Genomic DNA, 17178 nt, shown 5'->3' on the forward strand with positions numbered 1-17178 from the left:
TCCCGATGGCTTAGAACAACAATAGCCACGTCAGGAGGGAACATAACCATGAAAATTTCAGCTTTATTGACCGCCGTTGCGTTGATTGGGGCGACATTGTTGCCGCAGGCGCATGCTGCAGATTACACCATTGATGTATCGCTCGATACGTCACCCAATCATGTGCGTAATCGCTCGTTTCGCAAATTCGCCGAAGCCCTGAACGAAAAGTCGGGCGGGCGGCTTGAAATGCGGGTTTTTGATTCTGCCTCGAAATACAAGGGGCCGATGGTGGCAACCGCAGTTGCCCAGGGCGCGATTGATATGGCAGCCCCGGCCCATCAGCATCTTTCCAAATATGTTCCCGAAGCAGGCATGTTGCTGCTGCCGATGTTTTACGGGCAAAGCAAAGACGTGATTTACAAAATTGTCGATGGCGATATTGGCAAGGAACTGAACCAGCGTATCGAAGACAAGCTGGGTGTGGTTGTGCTGGGTCGCCCGTTTGACCTGGGTTATGGCACCGCCTTTACCACGGATGTTCCGATTAAATCGCCCGATGATTTTAAGGATAAGGTTGTGCGTGTTCCGGGTGGTGCGGCGACACTGGCGCGGTATCGGGTGTTTGGGGCCAACCCGGTTCAGATCGCGTGGTCTGATGTGCCCCAGGCACTGCAGACCGATGTCGTTTCGGCCATCTGGGCAACCCAGGAATCGGTTGCCAGCTCGAAACTTTGGGATGCCGGCATTAAATATGCCTATGAAGACAAGCAGGCCTTTATTGAATATGTGCCGATCATCAGCCAGGCAGCATGGTCCAGGTTGCCGGAAGATTTGCAAAATCTGATGCGCGATACCTGGGAAAACATGGTTGACCAGGTGCGTACCGTTGCGGCGGATGCTCAGATTGATGCCCGCAAGATCAATGCGGAGCACGGCATTGAAACCATCGATGCCAAGCCCGAAGACCTGGCAGTGATGCGGGTAAAATTAATGAAGGCCCAGCCGGAAATCGTTGATGAGCTTGACATGGACAAGGATTTCATCGCGCGCGTTTCCGACGCCATTGCCGCAGCACAGTAACCATTGAACCGGTGACGGAGAAGAACGTGACTATGGTAAATTTCGTTAGCCGGGTTTCGAGCGTTCTTGGATGTGCTGAAAAATTCCTGATCGGGATAATGGCCGTTCTGGCGATTATCCTGATCGTGGGAGAGACGGTATTGCGATATCTGGCCCCCGCATATTTGCCCGATTGGGGGGCGGAAGTAACCGTCTATCTGGTGGGCTGGGCCACGATGCTCAGTCTGCCGTCGCTGGTGGCACAGGACAACCACGTTCGCGCCGATCTGGTGGTGGACCAGTTTTCGCGCCGCATGCGCAAAATACTGGAAATCGTTGTATTGCTGGTCGGGGCCGGTTTTTGTGCGGTCATTTTTGTGGCCGGTATTCAAATGGTGCAATTCGGCCTGCGATTTGGCGAAATCAGCGACAGTTCGCTGCGTTTCCCGATGTGGATTTTCTATCTTGCAGTGCCGTTTGGTTACGGGTTTTCGATGCTGCGTTATGTGATGCTGCTCATCAAACGTCTGACCGAAAGCCGCGCGTCTTCTGTAAGCGCTGATTAACGGACAAAATTCCCATGATTATCTGGTTAATGCTGGCGCTGTTTTTCATCATGCTGCTGGCCGGGGTACCGATTTATCTTGTGCTGGGCTGCCTGGCGGTCATTGGCTGGCTGGTAGATGGCGTACCCCTTATTTCGCTGGCACAGCAATTTGCCAATGAAATGAATTCGCAAACCCTGGTGGCGGTGCCGTTATTCGTGATTGCCGCAACCTTTATGGAACGCGGTGGGATCACCCGTGCCCTGATCAATTTTGCCGGGACCATTGCCGGGCGTAACCGGGGTGGTTTGGCGATTGTTTGTGTGATTGCCACGACGTTTTTTGCCGCCATTTGCGGATCATCGGTGGCAACGGCAATGGCAATGGGCACCGCCCTTATTCCGACGATGGCCAGCAGAAACTATCCGGCCAGCTTTTCGGTCGGGACGGTGGGGGCTGCGGGCACGCTGGGCATTTTGATTCCACCAAGCCTGCCGCTTTTGATCTATGGTCTGATTGCCGAGGCATCGGTGCCGCGCCTGTTTTTGGCCGGCGTGATCCCCGGTTTGCTGCAGGGTGCGCTGTTTGTCGCCTATATCATTTGGTATTCGCGCAAAAACAAATTGCCGCTTGAAGACCGCATGTCTTTTGCCGAAATGCTTACTTGTTGCCGCGAGGCGATACCGGCCCTGTTTATTCCACTGGTGGTTCTGGGCGGTATTTATACGGGTTTTGTGACTGTCTCCGAGGCTGCGGGTGTGGCCGCCTTTGCCGCCATTATCGTAAGTGTGTTCATTTATCGCGAAGTTCCGTTGCGCGACATTCCCGATGTGCTGTCCGAAGGGATTCGTCAGACAGCGGTGATTATCGTGATTATTCTGTCCGCGCTTGCATTTGGTCATTGGCTGACCAGTGCCGGTGTCACCCGGTCGATTGCGGCAATGGTGACGGAATGGGGGCTGAATGACTGGCAGTTCCTGCTTTTGGCGAACCTGATCATGTTTGTGTTGGGCATGTTCCTCGAGGTGATTTCGGTCATCCTGATTTTTGTGCCGCTGGTCCTGCCGATTATCAGCCATCTCGGTATTGACCCGGTGCATTTCGGTCTGGTCGTGGTTCTGAATATGGAACTGGCCCTTCTGACCCCGCCGGTTGGCCTTAACCTTTTCATTCTCAAGAACATTTCAGGTGAACGGATGGCGACCGTCATTCGCGGAACGCTGCCTTTTGTCCTGATCCTGATGTTGCTGCTTATGATTGTGACTTTTGTGCCGCAAGTCAGCCTTTGGCTGCCTGAACTGGCCTATGGTCGTTAACTGGAAAATTCGCGATATGCCTATTTTAACCCTGACGGTCAGCCCTGCGCTGGTCGAACCGTTGACTTTGGTGGCAGATGACGTTGCCGACCATTTGTTGGGAATTATCCGGGAACATCTGGCCCCGCGTGCCGGTACCGAACAGATCATGTTTGTTCCGGCACTGGGGGTGGTGCGGGGATGTGCGCTGCTGGCAAAGCTCGAACATCGGGCATCTGAAAGCCGGTCGATGGAAATTCGCAAGGCTTGTGCCGATGCGATTGCCCATTATCTGGCACAGAAATTTGCCACCTCGGTGCGTGTTCGCCTGATTGCGCTGGACCCGCAAAATATTGGGGCCTCGGATATTGGTGTGGAGGCAGGATTATGAATGTGCCCTTGTCCAAAATTGCCCAGCAGAATGTGACCATTTCGGAAATCGCCAGCTTTCATATTGGGGGCGATACCGTTGAACTTAGCAACCAGCCCCGCCTGATGATGCGGGTTGCCGGGGAAGGTATGGCGCGCGAAGTTGACCTGAACGGTTCTTATGTGACCGGTCAGCTTTATGCCAACCATGTTAAACTGGCCGCACCACGACATGCTGAACCGGTGATGTTTTGGCATGGCGGGGCCATGACGGGTGTGACTTGGGAAACCACACCGGATGGCCGCCCTGGTTGGCAGTGGCTGTTTTTGCAGGCGGGCTATGATGTGATCGTGACGGATGCGGTCGAACGTGGCCGGGCATCGTGGTCTCCTTTTCCGCAGATTTATGATACCGGGCCGGTTTTCCGTACCAAGGAAGAAGCCTGGAGCATGTATCGGGTGGGGGCGCGTTCTTCTTATGCGGCGCGCGAGCCTTATCAGGGGCAGCGTTTTCCGGTTTCGGCCTTTGATGCACTGGCGGCCCAGCTTGTTCCGCGCTGGACCACCCATGATGACATGACGCTTGATGCCTATCAGGCGTTGCTGGAGAAGGTTGGGCCGGTGCATTTAGTGGCGCATAGCCAGGGGGGATGGTTTGCCCTCAATATGGTGCGCCGGGTGCCGCATCTCGTGCGGTCGGTTGTGGTGATTGAACCTGCCGGTGCGCCGCGTTTGGCCTCCGAGGATGTCGCCTGCATGGGCGACATTCCACATTTGTTTATCTGGGGCGATTTTATTGAAGACGTGCCGTCGTGGAAAAAATACCGCGCCGCCACCGACCAGTATCGTGAGGTGCTGGCCGCAGCCGGTAAACAGACCCGCGAGATGGATTTGCCCGCGATGGGCATTCGTGGCAATAGCCATGTGCCCATGATGGACGATAACAGTGCCGATATCGCAGCCCTGGTTACGGACTGGATGGCGCAAAATCCTGGTTCGGCAACATAACTTTTGCACCCGTGCAGATTCCAAAAAAGGGGATATGGCAGCGGCTGTATCCCCTTTTATATTGGCGGTTTGCCGCCGCTTGATCAGGAGACTTTGATCACAAATATGCAGGCGTTACGTCGATAGGCACTGATTTCACATGAAAGGCCTGATCGATGCAAACACTTCAAAACGTGATGTATACCGATAATGGTAATGCGCCGGTTTCCAAACTGGTGGGAACAGCCTGCACCATCGGTATCCAGAGCTTTATTTCAAATGCGTGTTTTAAAGACGGGAAATGCAATCTTGAAATGGACTGGCCGCTTAAATCCGCGATCGATAATAAAGATATTGTTCCGGCCAAAGAAGGCGGGAAGCGTAAAATTCTGGTAGCGGTTGGTGGCGGAAGTTTTACGACAGCATCTTGGCAGACCTGTGTGACAAACTTTGATGCTTTTGTTGAGGCGTTGATCGAATTTGTCAAAGAATATAAATTTGACGGCATTGACATTGATTGGGAAGACACAGCCAACTTGGCCAATGTTGCGCAGCAAAACGGTGGCTATGATGCGGTGGCCTTCCTGGTCAATCTGACTAAAAAATTGCGGGCCGGATTGCCTGCGCCGCAATATATCATTACCCACGCACCACAACCGCCCTATTTTGACCATGCTTTTTATGGTGCAACCTATATGGAGGTGATGCGGCAGGCGGGTGACGCAATCGATTATCTGAATATCCAGTATTACAATAATCCCGATTATGTTGGGGATGATGGCAAAGAGCAGGCGGCGAAGGTGGCAGGAACCATCGGCACGCCATCTTATCGGACAAGTATTGTTGGTTTGGTCGAACAGGGTTTGCCGGTGGAAAAGCTGCTGGTGGGTAAACCAACCACACCGGATAACGCCGGGACGGGTTTTTTGCCGACCGATGCGTTTTGCAACGATGTTGTGGCCCCGCTGGTTGCCAAATACGGGAACAGTTTTGGTGGCGTGATGGGCTGGCAATTGGCGCAGTCGCCAGAAAGTACCGAACTTGAATATAACTGGATCAGCACGGTTGCCGATGCGCTGACGGGGAAGACCGGATAAGCGCCTTGGCATTCGGTCACATATGGCGGGTGGGGTCCATGCTCTCATGCAACACGCGGATGACCTCGATAATGCCAGATCCTGTGGATCGGTAAAAGATGACATGCACAGGGCGGCCAAACGGCTGTTCTGTGCTTTCGAAGCGACTATGGCGAATATGAAAGCAGCGGATGTCTGAACGTAAATCTGTACGATCAACTGTCAAATTTCCGTTAGGGGCATTTGCGATCCGTTTTAGTGCTGCAAGGATCAAGTCGGCGTAACGACTGCGTGCATCCTGTCCATGCCGGAATGCACTTTCGCTCAGAACCTTGGCAATGTCGGCTTTGGCCGATGCTGTAAGCCGATAGTGTGCTGCCAAATGTTATGCTCCTGCCGGGGTGCCCGTTCCGGCAAGCCAGGATTCAAGCCCTGCGTCATCCATATCGTCGTAATTGCCGTTTTCAAGGTCCGCCATGCCGCTATCAATGCTTTTGCGTAATAGCTCGAGCTTAAGTTCGTCTTCTCTCCAGCGTTGCTGCAATCCGCGCACGGCATCGCGCATGGCTTCACTGGCGTTTTGATATTTGCCAGATTTCACCATTTCCTCAACGAAGGCATCCTGATCGTCGGTCAAATTGACATTTCTGGTGGGCATGTCGCACCTCCTTCTGATCGGGTAAGTGTAGCGTTATTGGCAAAGATTGCCAATTTCTGTTTGGTTGCGGCGAACTGTATGGAAATCGCTTCGTCAGGGGGAGACAAAAACAAAAACGGCCGCCCCGAAAGGAGCGGCCGTTTGGCTGACAGGATATGTCAGAAATTACATGTGGATGGCGCGGCCATCGGCGGCGAGGGCCGCTTCCTTGACCGACTCACCCAGTGCCGGATGGGCATGGCAGGTGCGCGCGATGTCTTCGGCAGAAGCGCCATATTCCATTGCCAGAACAACTTCGGCAATCAGGTCGCCAGCAGCCGGGCCGACAATGTGGCAACCGACGACGCGGTGCGTTTTTTTGTCTTCCAGGATTTTGACGAAACCTTCGGTACTTTCCATTGCCTTGGCACGGCCATTGGCGGTGAAGGGGAATTTGCCAACCGAATAGTCGACACCTTCGTCCTTAAGCTGTTCTTCGGTTTTACCAACCGCCGCCACTTCCGGCCAGGTGTAAACAACACCCGGGACCTTGCCGTAATCGACATGGCCTTCTTCACCGGCCAGCATTTCGGCCAGGGCAACGCCGTCTTCTTCGGCCTTGTGGGCCAGCATCGGACCAGCAATGGCATCGCCAATGGCGAAAATGCCCTGAACGTTGGTCTGGAAATGCTCGTCGGTTTTAACGCGACCACGTTCGTCCAGCTCAACGCCCGCATTGTCCAGGCCAAGGCCGGTGACAAACGGGCGACGCCCGATGGCAACCAGAACCACATCGGCCTTGATTTCTTCGGCATCGCCACCCTTGGACGGCTCAACCGACAGCTTCACGCCGCCCTTGGTGGTTTTCGCGCCGGTCACTTTGTGACCCAGTTTGAATTCCAGGCCTTGTTTAGCGAAAATGCGCTGGGTCTGTTTGGCCAGTTCGCCATCCATGCCCGGCAGGATACGGTCAAGATATTCAATAACCGTGACTTCCGACCCAAGACGACGCCAGACCGAACCCAGTTCCAGGCCGATTACGCCTGCACCGATCACAACCAGCTTTTTCGGAACCGAAGAAAGTTCCAGTGCGCCGGTGGAGGAGACGATCTGCTTTTCATCAATTTCCACGCCCGGCAGCGGGGTCACTTCCGAACCGGTGGCAATGACGATGTTTTTGGCAGAAAGGGTTTCTTCACCGCCATCAAGCAGATCAACTTTCACCTCGGTTGCCGAGACGATTTCGCCCGCACCCTTGATGTAAGTCACCTTGTTTTTCTTGAACAGAAATTCGATGCCCTTGACGTTGGAGTCAACCACCTTGTCCTTGCGGGCCATCATCTTTTCAAGATTGACCTTCGGGCTGTTGATTTCGATGCCGTGGGTATCGAAATGCTCGTTGGCTTCTTCAAACAGGTGCGACGAATGCAAAAGCGCCTTGGACGGAATGCACCCGACATTCAGGCAGGTGCCGCCCAGGGTGCCGCGTTTTTCAACGCAGGCAACCTTGAGGCCAAGCTGTGCGGCGCGGATGGCGCAAACATAACCGCCAGGTCCGCCGCCGATCACGACAATATCGTAGTTCTCGCTCATGAGTTCTTTGATCCTTTTGTCTGATCAGATATCGAGCAGGATGCGTTCCGGATTTTCGATACATTCCTTGACGCGGACCAGGAACGACACCGCTTCGCGGCCGTCAATGATACGGTGGTCATAGGACAGGGCCAGATACATCATCGGGCGGATTTCAACCTTGCCATCAATGGCAACCGGGCGCATCTGGGTTTTGTGCATGCCCAGAATACCGGACTGCGGCGCATTGAGGATCGGGGAGGACAGAAGCGACCCGAAAACACCCCCGTTGGAGATGGTGAACGAACCGCCGGTCATTTCATCCATGCCCAGCTTGCCGTCGCGTGCACGCTTGCCGAAATCGACAATGGTGCTTTCCAGATCGGCAAAGGTTTTCTTTTCAGCCGAACGGATAACGGGAACCACCAGACCCTGCGGGGTACCAACGGCGACGCCGATATCGCAGTAGTTTTTATAGATGAAGCTATCGCCGTCAATTTCGGCATTCACCGCCGGCCATTCGTTCAGCGCGGTGGTGCAGGCCTTGATGAAGAAGGACATGAAACCAAGTTTCACGCCGTGTTTCTTTTCAAAGCCGTCCTTGTATTTGTTCCGGCAGGCCAGAAGGTTGGTCATGTCGACTTCGTTATAGGTCGTCAACATGGCTGCCGTGTTCTGGGCTTCTTTCAGGCGGCGCGCAATGGTCTGGCGCAGCTTGGACATTTTGACACGTTCTTCACCGTCGCGCAGGTCACGCTGCGGTTTCGGACCGGCAGGTGCCGCCGGTGCCGATGCGGCGGCGCGCGGTGCAGGCTTGCCACCTTCCAGATAATCCAGAACGTCGCCCTTGGTCAGGCGGCCGTCTTTGCCCGATGCCGGAATTTTCGAGGCATCAAGATTATTGTCTTCAACCAGCTTGCGCACGGCCGGGGCCAGCGGATGGTCGGTATTGGCGGTCTGGGTTGCAGGCGCACTGGCCGCAGCCGGTTTTTCAGCTTTCGGCTCTTCTTTTGCCGGAGCAGCTTCTTCCTTGGCCGGGGCTTCTTCTTTGGCAGAAGAATCTTCCTTGGAAGCGGACCCTTCAGCCCCTTCGTTAATCATGGCGATCAGGGCGCCAACTTCGACTTCGTCACCTTCGCCAACAACCAGTTCAGCGATGGCACCGGCAACCGGCGCATTGACTTCGACGGTTACTTTGTCGGTTTCAAGTTCGACAATCGGTTCGTCAGCAGCAACGGCGTCGCCGACTTTTTTGTACCATTTGGCAATCGTCGCTTCGCTAACAGATTCGCCCAGTGCGGGAACTTTTACTTCAGTCGCCATTTTTTCCTCGACCGTTTTTAAAAAGGCAATGTGGGGTTGCCGATTTCAAATAAAATTATGTTGTGACCAGACAGGCAGGGAGGGGTCCCTGCCTGTCTGTGTAATCATTTTACGCTCAGTGCGGCGTCAACCAGTTCCGCCTGCTCGCGCAGGTGAACCTTGAGAAGACCCGTTGCCGGGGACGCTGCCGTGGCGCGACCCGCATAAACCGGACGCGACGTTTTGTGTTTGATGCCGGTCAGGACTTTTTCGATACGACGATCGACAAAGTACCACGAACCCATATTTTCGGGTTCTTCCTGACACCAGACCACATCGGCATTGCTGTAACGCGAGAGCTGTTCACTCAGTTCCTTTTCCGGGAACGGGTAAAGCTGTTCGACGCGCACGATGGCAACATCTTCGATGCCGCGATTTTCGCGCTCTGCCAACAGGTCATAATAAACCTTGCCCGAGCACAGAACGACACGTTTGACCTTTTTGTCTTCAACCAGTTTGGCCGTTTCGGCCAGAACAGGCTGGAAGGTCGTGCCGGCTGCAAATTCGGACAGGTTCGATACGCACTGTTTGTGACGCAGCAGTGATTTTGGCGTCATCAGGATCAGCGGCTTACGGAAACTGCGGCGGATCTGACGGCGCAGGATGTGGTAATAGTTTGCAGGGGTGGTGCAATTCGCCACCTGCATGTTGTTTTCACCACAAAGCTGCAGATACCGTTCCAGACGGGCCGAGCTGTGTTCCGGACCCTGGCCTTCAAAGCCGTGCGGCAGCAGCATGACCAGACCGGACATACGCAGCCATTTGGCTTCACCAGAGCTGATAAACTGGTCGATGATCACCTGGGCACCGTTGGCAAAGTCGCCAAACTGGGCCTCCCACAAAACCAGCGAGTGCGGTTCGGCAAGGGTGATGCCATATTCAAACCCGAGAACCCCGGCTTCGGACAAGGGCGAGTTGAGGACCTCAAGCTCGGCCTGGCCGGTGCGGATATTGTTCAGCGGGGTGTATTTGGCTTCGGTGGTCTGATCAACCAGTTTGGAATGACGCTGTGAAAACGTCCCGCGCTGGCTGTCCTGACCGGACAGACGAACGGGGGTGCCTTCGCACATCAATGAACCAAATGCCAGGGCTTCTGCCGTGGCCCAGTCGATCCCTTCACCGGTCTCGAACATTTTGGCCTTGGCTTTAAGTTGGCGCAGGATTTTGCGGTTGATGTCAAAATCACTGGGCGGGGTTGAAAGCGCCCGGCCAATTTCCTGCAACAGGTTTTCGTCAACCCCGGTTTCACCGATCCAGTCCGCATCTTCGCCGTGGCTGGATGCCAGCCCCGACCATTTGCCTTCCAGCCAGTCCGCCTTGTTCGGGCGGTAGTTTTCGGACGCCTTGAATTCCTCATCCAGATGGTTGTGGAATTTTTCAATGCGTTCCTTGACCTGATCGTCGGTGAAAACACCTTCCTTGATCAGCTGCTGGGCGTAAATGTCCTTGGTGGTCGGGTGTTTGCCGATCACGTCATACATTTTGGGCTGGGTGAATGCCGGTTCGTCGCTTTCATTGTGGCCAAAGCGGCGATAGCAGAACATGTCAATCACGACATCCTGCTTGAATTCCTGGCGGAATTCGGTCGCGATGCGCGCTGCATGAACAACGGCTTCGGGATCGTCGCCATTGACATGGATGATCGGGGCCTGAACGACCTTGGCGATATCCGAGCAATAGGGCGAAGAGCGCGAATCAGACGGTTTTGTGGTAAAGCCGATCTGGTTGTTGACGACAAAGTGAATGGTACCACCGGTGCGGTAGCCCTTCAGATGCGACAGATCGAAGGTTTCGGCAACAAGGCCCTGACCGGCAAAGGCCGCGTCACCATGCAGCAGAATACCCATGACCTGTTCGCGGGCGGTGTCCTTGCGCTGGGCCTGTTTGGCGCGAACCTTACCCAGAACAATGGTGTTTACCGCTTCCAGGTGCGAAGGATTCGCGGTGAGCGACAGGTGAACAACGTTGCCGTCAAATTCGCGGTCGGCCGAGGTGCCAAGGTGATATTTCACGTCACCCGAGCCCATGACATCGTCCGGCTTGGACGGATTGCCCATGAATTCCGAGAAAATCGCCTGGAACGGTTTGGACATCACGTTGGCCAGAACGTTCAGACGGCCACGGTGCGGCATCCCGAAGACCACTTCGCGAATGCCAAGCTGGCTGCCGCGCTTGAGAATCTGTTCGAGGGCCGGAATAAGGGCTTCGCCACCGTCGATACCAAAACGCTTGGTGCCGACATATTTGGTGTGAAGGTAGTTCTCAAAACCTTCGGCTTCGATCAGACGATCCAGAATGGCCTCTTTGCCACGCTTGGTAAATTCGGTCTGATTGCCGATGGTTTCAATCCGCTGCTGAATCCATGCTTTCTGTTCAGGTTCCTGAATGTGCATGAATTCAATACCGATTGAACCGCAATAGGTTTTGCGGGCCATCGATACGATCTGGCGGATGGTCGCCGTTTCAAGGCCAAGCACATTGGCGATGAAAATGGGGCGGTCCATATCGGCTTCGGTGAAGCCATAGGTTTTCGGATGCAGTTCCGGATGCGGATCACGCGGGGCAAGACCCAGCGGATCAAGATTGGCTTCCAGATGACCCCGCACACGATAGGAGCGGATCAGCATCAGGGCGCGAATTGAATCGTTTGCAGCCGCCCGGATGGCATCGGAATTAACGGCGCCACCCTGGGCTGCGGGTGCTTGCGCAGCCGCGACCGGGGCGTAACCGCCATTGACCGGACGTTCGCTGTATCCCTGGGATACGTCGTAACCTTCCATGCCGCCCACAACCTTGGTTTCCCGTGGCTGCCAGGTCGGACCGCGCATTTCGGCGAGGAGGTCGGATGCGTCGTCCTGCAACCCTGCAAAAAAGTCAGCCCAGCTCTGGTCTACCGACTGGGGGTTTTCCAGATACCGGGCGTAGAGTTCCGCGATATAAGTTGCATTCGACTCGGTTAGAATCGTGTCAATATCTTGAGGTTTCATTTGTGGTCGTGGAAGGCGTCCACCCCAAAGGGATTACGCCTTCCTTTGCCTTTCCTCTGATTACCCTGATTACCCTTTCAAAGCCTTGAGCATGGTCGAGCCAAGGCTTGCCGGGGAATCGGCAACGTGAACACCAGCGCTGCGCATTGCTTCCATTTTCGCCTCTGCAGTGCCCTTGCCACCGGAAATGATCGCACCGGCATGGCCCATGCGCTTACCCGGAGGGGCGGAAACACCGGCGATGAAGCCAGCTACTGGTTTCTTTACTTTGGAAGCCTGGAGGAATTCGCAAGCCTCTTCTTCGGCAGAACCGCCAATTTCACCAATCATGATGATGCCTTCGGTTTCCGGATCCTTCAGGAACAGGTCGAGGCAATCGATGAAGTTGGTGCCATTCACAGGGTCGCCACCGATACCGATACAGGTGGACTGGCCAAGGCCGGCTGCCGTGGTCTGGGCAACGGCTTCGTAGGTCAGCGTACCGGACCGTGAAACGATACCGATTTTGCCACGGCGGTGAATGTGGCCGGGCATAATGCCGATTTTGCATTCATCCGGGGTAATGATACCCGGGCAGTTCGGGCCGATCAGGCGGGTATTGGAACCCGACAGGGCGCGCTTGACGCGCACCATGTCCGCAACCGGAATACCTTCGGTGATGCAGACAGCCAGTTCGATGCCGGCATCAATGGCTTCCAGAATGGCATCCGCTGCGAAGGGCGGCGGCACATAAATGACCGATGCGTTGGCTTCGGTCACGTGCTTTGCTTCGGCAACCGTGTTGAAAACCGGCAGGTCAAGGTGCTTGGTGCCACCTTTGCCCGGGGTGACGCCACCAACCATTTTGGTGCCATAGGCAATGGCCTGTTCGCTGTGGAACGTGCCCTGCGAACCGGTGAAACCCTGGCAGAGAACTTTGGTGTTTTTATCGACGAGAACAGCCATGGTTACGCGGCCTCCTTCACAGCTTTGACCACCTTTTCGGCGGCGTCGGCAAGATTGTCGGCCGACACGATCGGCAGGCCGGATTCTTCAAGGATCTTCTTACCGAGATCAACGTTCGTGCCTTCAAGGCGCACGACCAGCGGAACATTCAGGCTGACTTCGCGTGCCGCAGCAACCACACCATCCGCAATGACGTCGCAACGCATGATGCCGCCAAAAATGTTGACCAGAATGCCTTCGACATTCGGATCAGACAGGATCAGCTTGAATGCGGTGGTGACACGTTCTTTGGTGGCGCCGCCGCCAACGTCAAGGAAGTTGGCCGGTTCGCCGCCATAAAGCTTGATGATGTCCATGGTTGCCATAGCAAGGCCAGCACCGTTGACCATGCAGCCGATGGTGCCATCGAGCTTGACATAGTTGAGGCTGTGCTTGGCAGCTTCGAGTTCGGCGGGGTTTTCTTCGTCTTCGTCGCGCAGGGCTTCGATGTCCTGATGACGGAACAGGGCGTTGTCGTCAAAGTTCATTTTGCAATCGAGCGCGATGATGTCGCCATCCCCGGTCACGACCAGCGGGTTGATTTCAACCATCGATGCGTCGGTATCGAGGAAGCAGTTATACATGGCGGTCATGAATTTGACAGCCTTGGAAACCTGCTTGCCTTCGAGGCCCAGGGCGAAAGCCAGCTTGCGGCCGTGGAAGCCTGAGAAACCGGCAGCCGGGTCGATGTCAACGGTGACGATCTTTTCCGGGGTTTCGGCAGCGACTTCTTCGATGTCCATGCCGCCTTCGGTCGAGGCCATGAAAATGATGCGCGAGCAGCCACGATCCACGAGAACCGAGAGATACAGTTCGCGTGCGATGTCGCAACCTTCTTCGATATAGACGCGCTTTACTTCCTTGCCGTCCGGCCCGGTCTGGTGGGTAACCAGGGTCGCGCCCAGCATCTGGCCTGCATTGGTGCCGACTTCTTCGACACTTTTAACGACGCGAACGCCGCCTTTGTCACCGGCAGTGGCTTCCTTGAAGGTGCCTTTGCCGCGGCCACCAGCATGGATCTGGGACTTGACGACATAGACGGGGCCCGCAAGGGACTGAGCCGCTTCGGTGGCTTCCTGTGCGGTATAGGCAACCTTGCCGTTCGGCACGGTCACACCGTATTTGCGAAGAATTTCTTTCGCCTGGTACTCATGAATGTTCATGTTCGGTCGCTTTCTTGCCTTCCGTACGATTTCCTGTGGGTCAGAAATCGTGGTTTCAATGTCCCGCTTGCAATAGGGACGTTGTTGCGATCCGCGCGGCCATTACCTTGAAAAATTCCAATCAGGGCAATGACAGAAAAACGGGCCAGTTGGTAAAAACCGGCCCGTTCCGCGTTTCTTACAGCATGCCCTTGGCGGCGTCGACAAGACCGCGAACGGCCGCCACAGACTTGTTGAAGTTCTCTTGTTCTTCGGAATCGAGATTGATCTCGACAACGCGTTCAACACCGCCAGCGCCCAGAACAACCGGGACACCGACATAAAGGCCGTCAACGCCGTATTGGCCGCTCAGGTAAGCTGCAACGGGCATCACGCGCTTCTGGTCTTTAAGGTAGCTTTCAGCCATTGCGATGGCCGATGCTGCCGGGGCATAGAATGCCGAACCGGTTTTGAGCAGGCCAACGATTTCGGCACCGCCATCACGGGTACGCTGAACGATCTGGTCGATCTTTTCCTGCGTGGTCCAGCCCATTTTGATCAGGTCGGGAACCGGGATACCGGCAACGGTCGAATAACGGATCGACGGGACCATCGTGTCGCCGTGGCCGCCCAGAACGAAGGCGGTAACGTCTTTGACCGATACCTTGAATTCTTCGGCGAGGAAGTAACGGAAACGGGCAGAGTCCAGAACGCCGGCCATGCCGACAACTTTTTTCGGATCAAAGCCGGTTGCCTGCTGCATCACCCAGACCATCGCATCAAGCGGGTTGGTGATGACAATAACAAACGCGTCCGGGGCATGTTCTTTGATGCCCTGACCAACCTGGGTCATGACTTTGGTGTTGATGCCGATCAGGTCGTCACGGCTCATGCCCGGTTTACGGGCAACACCTGCAGTGACGATAACAACGTCTGCACCGGCGATATCAGCATAGTCGCTGCTGCCCTTGAGGTCGGCATCGAACATGTCGACGGGTGAGGATTCAGCAATATCAAGCGATTTGCCCTGCGGCATGCCATCAACGATGTCGAAAAGGACGACGTCGCCAAGCTCTTTCAGGCCAGCGAGGTGGGCCAGAGTACCACCGATATTGCCAGCGCCGACGAGCGCGATCTTGTTGCGGGCCATTCCGTTACCTTCTTCCCTATTGCGCTTCCGGAGTATTGAAAACTTAACTGGGGAGCGCGATTGAAAATGTAAACCTGCGAACGCGAAACATTCGGTCGCAAACACCGAGTGTGGTAAACCGATTCGTCCCGTTTTACAAGGGGAAACGCCGTTGTTTTGACGCGGAAAACCGCCAGTTCGGCGAATGTTGCGACTATTGTCTAAACGCTTAAAAAGCGATCATGTTGCGCGTGCGAAACAAGCGCAAGGCGTGATAAACACTGGCGCTCTATGTTGCAGAGCACTGCCTAACAGTTTGGCAGTGACACAAATTTAAGATGTTTCACCTTGTAAAACTTCCAAGGTTTGCGCGAATTGGGGATCAGCCATGCGACCAGCGGGACGTTAAATCAATCAATCTGATAAAATATTCTGCTGTTTTTGCCCCCTGTAGATTGCTTTTGCGCAAGATTCTATCTTAGGCGGGCGTGTCTGGGTTGAATTGTGGGGTAGCCCGGTCAGCTATTGGTCTTGGAGTCGTAAATTGCTGGGCGATTCTGTATCGTGTTTGGCGCCAAACCGATGAAAACACGCGATGTTACCGGTATCATTCTGGCCTGATAAACGAAAACCGCCCGTGCGGGCCAAGGGATGCTGTTTGCAGCGATTGGGCGCTACCGGGCGGTTTTGTTCTGGCGGCGGATGGTTACCTTTGGGCCAAGGAACGGCGTGTAACCATCGCGATAGGGGGGGGGATCAGGTCAGGTGGTGCTGGTCCAGATATTCCTGGCTGCGCATTTCCGTCAGGCGGGAGACCGTGCGCTGAAATTCAAACGAGAAATCGCCATCGGTATAAAGGTCTTCGGGTTTGCTTTCCATTGCGCAGATCAGGTTGGTTTTATGTTCATACATGGCGTCAATCAGCGTGTTGAAACGCTTGGCCCAGTCACGCCGGGAGGCAGGCATTTGCGGGATCAGGTCAATGACGATGGTATGGAAATGGGTTGCCAGCGCAATATAGTCGCCCGGGCCAAGCGGGCGGGTACAAAGTTCCTCGAAACTGAAACGCGCAACACCCGCACCTGCGGCGCGAATGGCAATATCGCGGCCCTTGACCCGCAGGCTGCTGGCTTCTACCCGTGCGCCTTCGGTCACTTTGGCAAACAGCTCGTCAATCCGGGCCGGGGTTTTATCATCGGCGGGATAGACAAAAACGTCGGCCGCCGTCAGGTGGCGCATGCGATAGTCGGTGCGGCTGGCAAGTTCCAGCACATCAAGTTTTTCCTTGATCATGTCGATGAAGGGCAGGAAGTTCTGGCGTTGCAGGCCATCCTTGTAAAGATCATCGGGCACGCGGTTTGATGTGGTAACAACAACCACCCCCTGATCGAACAAGTGTTCAAATAGCCGGCCGACAATCATGGCATCGGTAATATCGGTGATCTGCATTTCGTCAAAGCACAGCAGCCAGGCTTGCTTTGCCAGGTCTTTGGCAATTGGCGGAATGGGGTCAGATTCATTGTCGCTGCGGGTTTTGCGAAATTTGTGCAGTCGGTCATGCACATCCTGCATGAAATCATGGAAATGCACCCGGCGTTTATGTTCAACCGGTGCTGTTTCGTAAAACAGATCCATCAGCATGGACTTGCCGCGCCCGACTTCGCCGTAAATATATAATCCCTGGGGCGGCTCCGGGTCGTTACGGCGTTTTGCCAGGCCAAACCGTTCAAACCAGGTGCCTTTGCCATTATTGGGGCGATAATCACGCAAGGCGTTAAACAGGCTTTGCAGTTTTTCGGCGCAAAGTTCCTGCATGGCATCATGGGTGAGTTCACCATCGGCAATTTTTTTGCGGTATCGGGATAGCGGGCCGTCAGAAGACATTCGGTCACTTTCGCTCAGTAGCGATATGCGGCATGCGGGTTATGCAAAGCTGGCATATCTTTGCCCTGAAAATACCCTTTCATATCGGCGGGGATATTTGGCCGGGCAATGAAAAATCAAGTTTCACAAACTAAAAAGACATAAAACATCGCCTTGGTGCATTGCAAT

General features: G+C 54.8%; 15 protein-coding genes. 6 read left to right on the forward strand and 9 right to left on the reverse strand.

What is annotated here, in order from left to right; translation table 11 throughout:
* The first annotated feature begins 48 nt into the window (after positions 1-48).
* The 6 genes from dctP to LF95_RS00345 all read left to right on the forward strand — a co-directional run bounded on the left by dctP (position 49) and on the right by LF95_RS00345 (position 5334).
* On the forward strand, positions 49-1062 hold the full coding sequence (gene dctP, locus LF95_RS00320) for a TRAP transporter substrate-binding protein DctP (RefSeq protein WP_073953164.1): 1014 nt from the start codon (positions 49-51) through the stop codon (positions 1060-1062).
* Positions 1063-1094: 32 nt separating this feature from the next.
* Entirely contained in the window at positions 1095-1607 is a 513-nt protein-coding gene (locus LF95_RS00325) for a TRAP transporter small permease (RefSeq protein WP_073953165.1), read from the forward strand.
* 14 nt (positions 1608-1621) lie between these two features.
* Positions 1622-2902 carry a TRAP transporter large permease gene (locus LF95_RS00330; RefSeq protein ID WP_083607430.1) on the forward strand — a complete coding sequence of 427 codons (1281 nt, stop codon included), beginning with the start codon at positions 1622-1624 and terminating at the stop codon, positions 2900-2902.
* A 16-nt stretch (positions 2903-2918) separates the two neighbouring features.
* Positions 2919-3272 (forward strand): hypothetical protein, encoded by a 354-nt coding sequence (locus tag LF95_RS00335; RefSeq protein WP_143181900.1) that lies wholly within the window; start codon positions 2919-2921, stop codon positions 3270-3272.
* Positions 3269-4258, forward strand: coding sequence for an alpha/beta hydrolase (locus LF95_RS00340; protein WP_073953167.1), 990 nt, complete (start codon positions 3269-3271; stop codon positions 4256-4258). Before LF95_RS00335 ends, LF95_RS00340 begins: the two co-directional genes overlap by 4 nt.
* 155 nt (positions 4259-4413) lie before the next feature.
* A complete protein-coding gene (locus LF95_RS00345; protein WP_073953168.1) occupies positions 4414-5334 on the forward strand; it encodes a glycosyl hydrolase family 18 protein in 921 nt (306 codons plus the stop codon).
* A 16-nt stretch (positions 5335-5350) separates the two neighbouring features.
* Here the strand turns inward: LF95_RS00345 and LF95_RS00350 are convergent, their stop codons facing one another.
* From LF95_RS00350 to zapE, 9 genes are all read right to left on the reverse strand, one after another.
* Positions 5351-5695: a type II toxin-antitoxin system RelE/ParE family toxin gene (locus LF95_RS00350; protein WP_073953169.1), complete on the reverse strand. Its 345-nt coding sequence runs from the start codon at positions 5693-5695 to the stop codon at positions 5351-5353.
* Between the two features lie 3 nt (positions 5696-5698).
* Complete coding sequence (locus tag LF95_RS00355) at positions 5699-5971, reverse strand: type II toxin-antitoxin system ParD family antitoxin (protein ID WP_073953170.1); 273 nt, start codon at positions 5969-5971, stop codon at positions 5699-5701.
* 165 nt (positions 5972-6136) lie between these two features.
* The gene (gene lpdA, locus LF95_RS00360; RefSeq protein WP_073953171.1) at positions 6137-7543 is read right to left on the reverse strand and encodes a dihydrolipoyl dehydrogenase; all 1407 of its coding nucleotides are present in this window, start codon (positions 7541-7543) and stop codon (positions 6137-6139) included.
* Between the two features lie 24 nt (positions 7544-7567).
* Positions 7568-8845, reverse strand: a complete 1278-nt coding sequence (odhB, locus tag LF95_RS00365; protein ID WP_073953172.1) for a 2-oxoglutarate dehydrogenase complex dihydrolipoyllysine-residue succinyltransferase — start codon at positions 8843-8845, stop codon at positions 7568-7570.
* Between the two features lie 104 nt (positions 8846-8949).
* Positions 8950-11871 (reverse strand): 2-oxoglutarate dehydrogenase E1 component, encoded by a 2922-nt coding sequence (locus LF95_RS00370; RefSeq protein ID WP_073953173.1) that lies wholly within the window; start codon positions 11869-11871, stop codon positions 8950-8952.
* A gap of 69 nt (positions 11872-11940) precedes the next feature.
* Positions 11941-12816 carry a succinate--CoA ligase subunit alpha gene (sucD, locus tag LF95_RS00375; protein WP_073953174.1) on the reverse strand — a complete coding sequence of 292 codons (876 nt, stop codon included), beginning with the start codon at positions 12814-12816 and terminating at the stop codon, positions 11941-11943.
* 2 nt (positions 12817-12818) lie between these two features.
* Positions 12819-14048, reverse strand: coding sequence for an ADP-forming succinate--CoA ligase subunit beta (sucC, locus tag LF95_RS00380; protein WP_256359945.1), 1230 nt, complete (start codon positions 14046-14048; stop codon positions 12819-12821).
* 148 nt (positions 14049-14196) lie between these two features.
* The gene (gene mdh / locus LF95_RS00385) at positions 14197-15147 is read right to left on the reverse strand and encodes a malate dehydrogenase (RefSeq protein ID WP_073953176.1); all 951 of its coding nucleotides are present in this window, start codon (positions 15145-15147) and stop codon (positions 14197-14199) included.
* Positions 15148-15882: 735 nt separating this feature from the next.
* A complete protein-coding gene (gene zapE / locus LF95_RS00390) occupies positions 15883-17010 on the reverse strand; it encodes a cell division protein ZapE (RefSeq protein WP_073953177.1) in 1128 nt (375 codons plus the stop codon).
* Between the last annotated feature and the right edge of the window lie 168 nt (positions 17011-17178).

Source organism: Thalassospira sp. TSL5-1 (assembly GCF_001907695.1).
In the GTDB taxonomy this organism is placed as follows: Bacteria; Pseudomonadota; Alphaproteobacteria; order Rhodospirillales; family Thalassospiraceae; genus Thalassospira.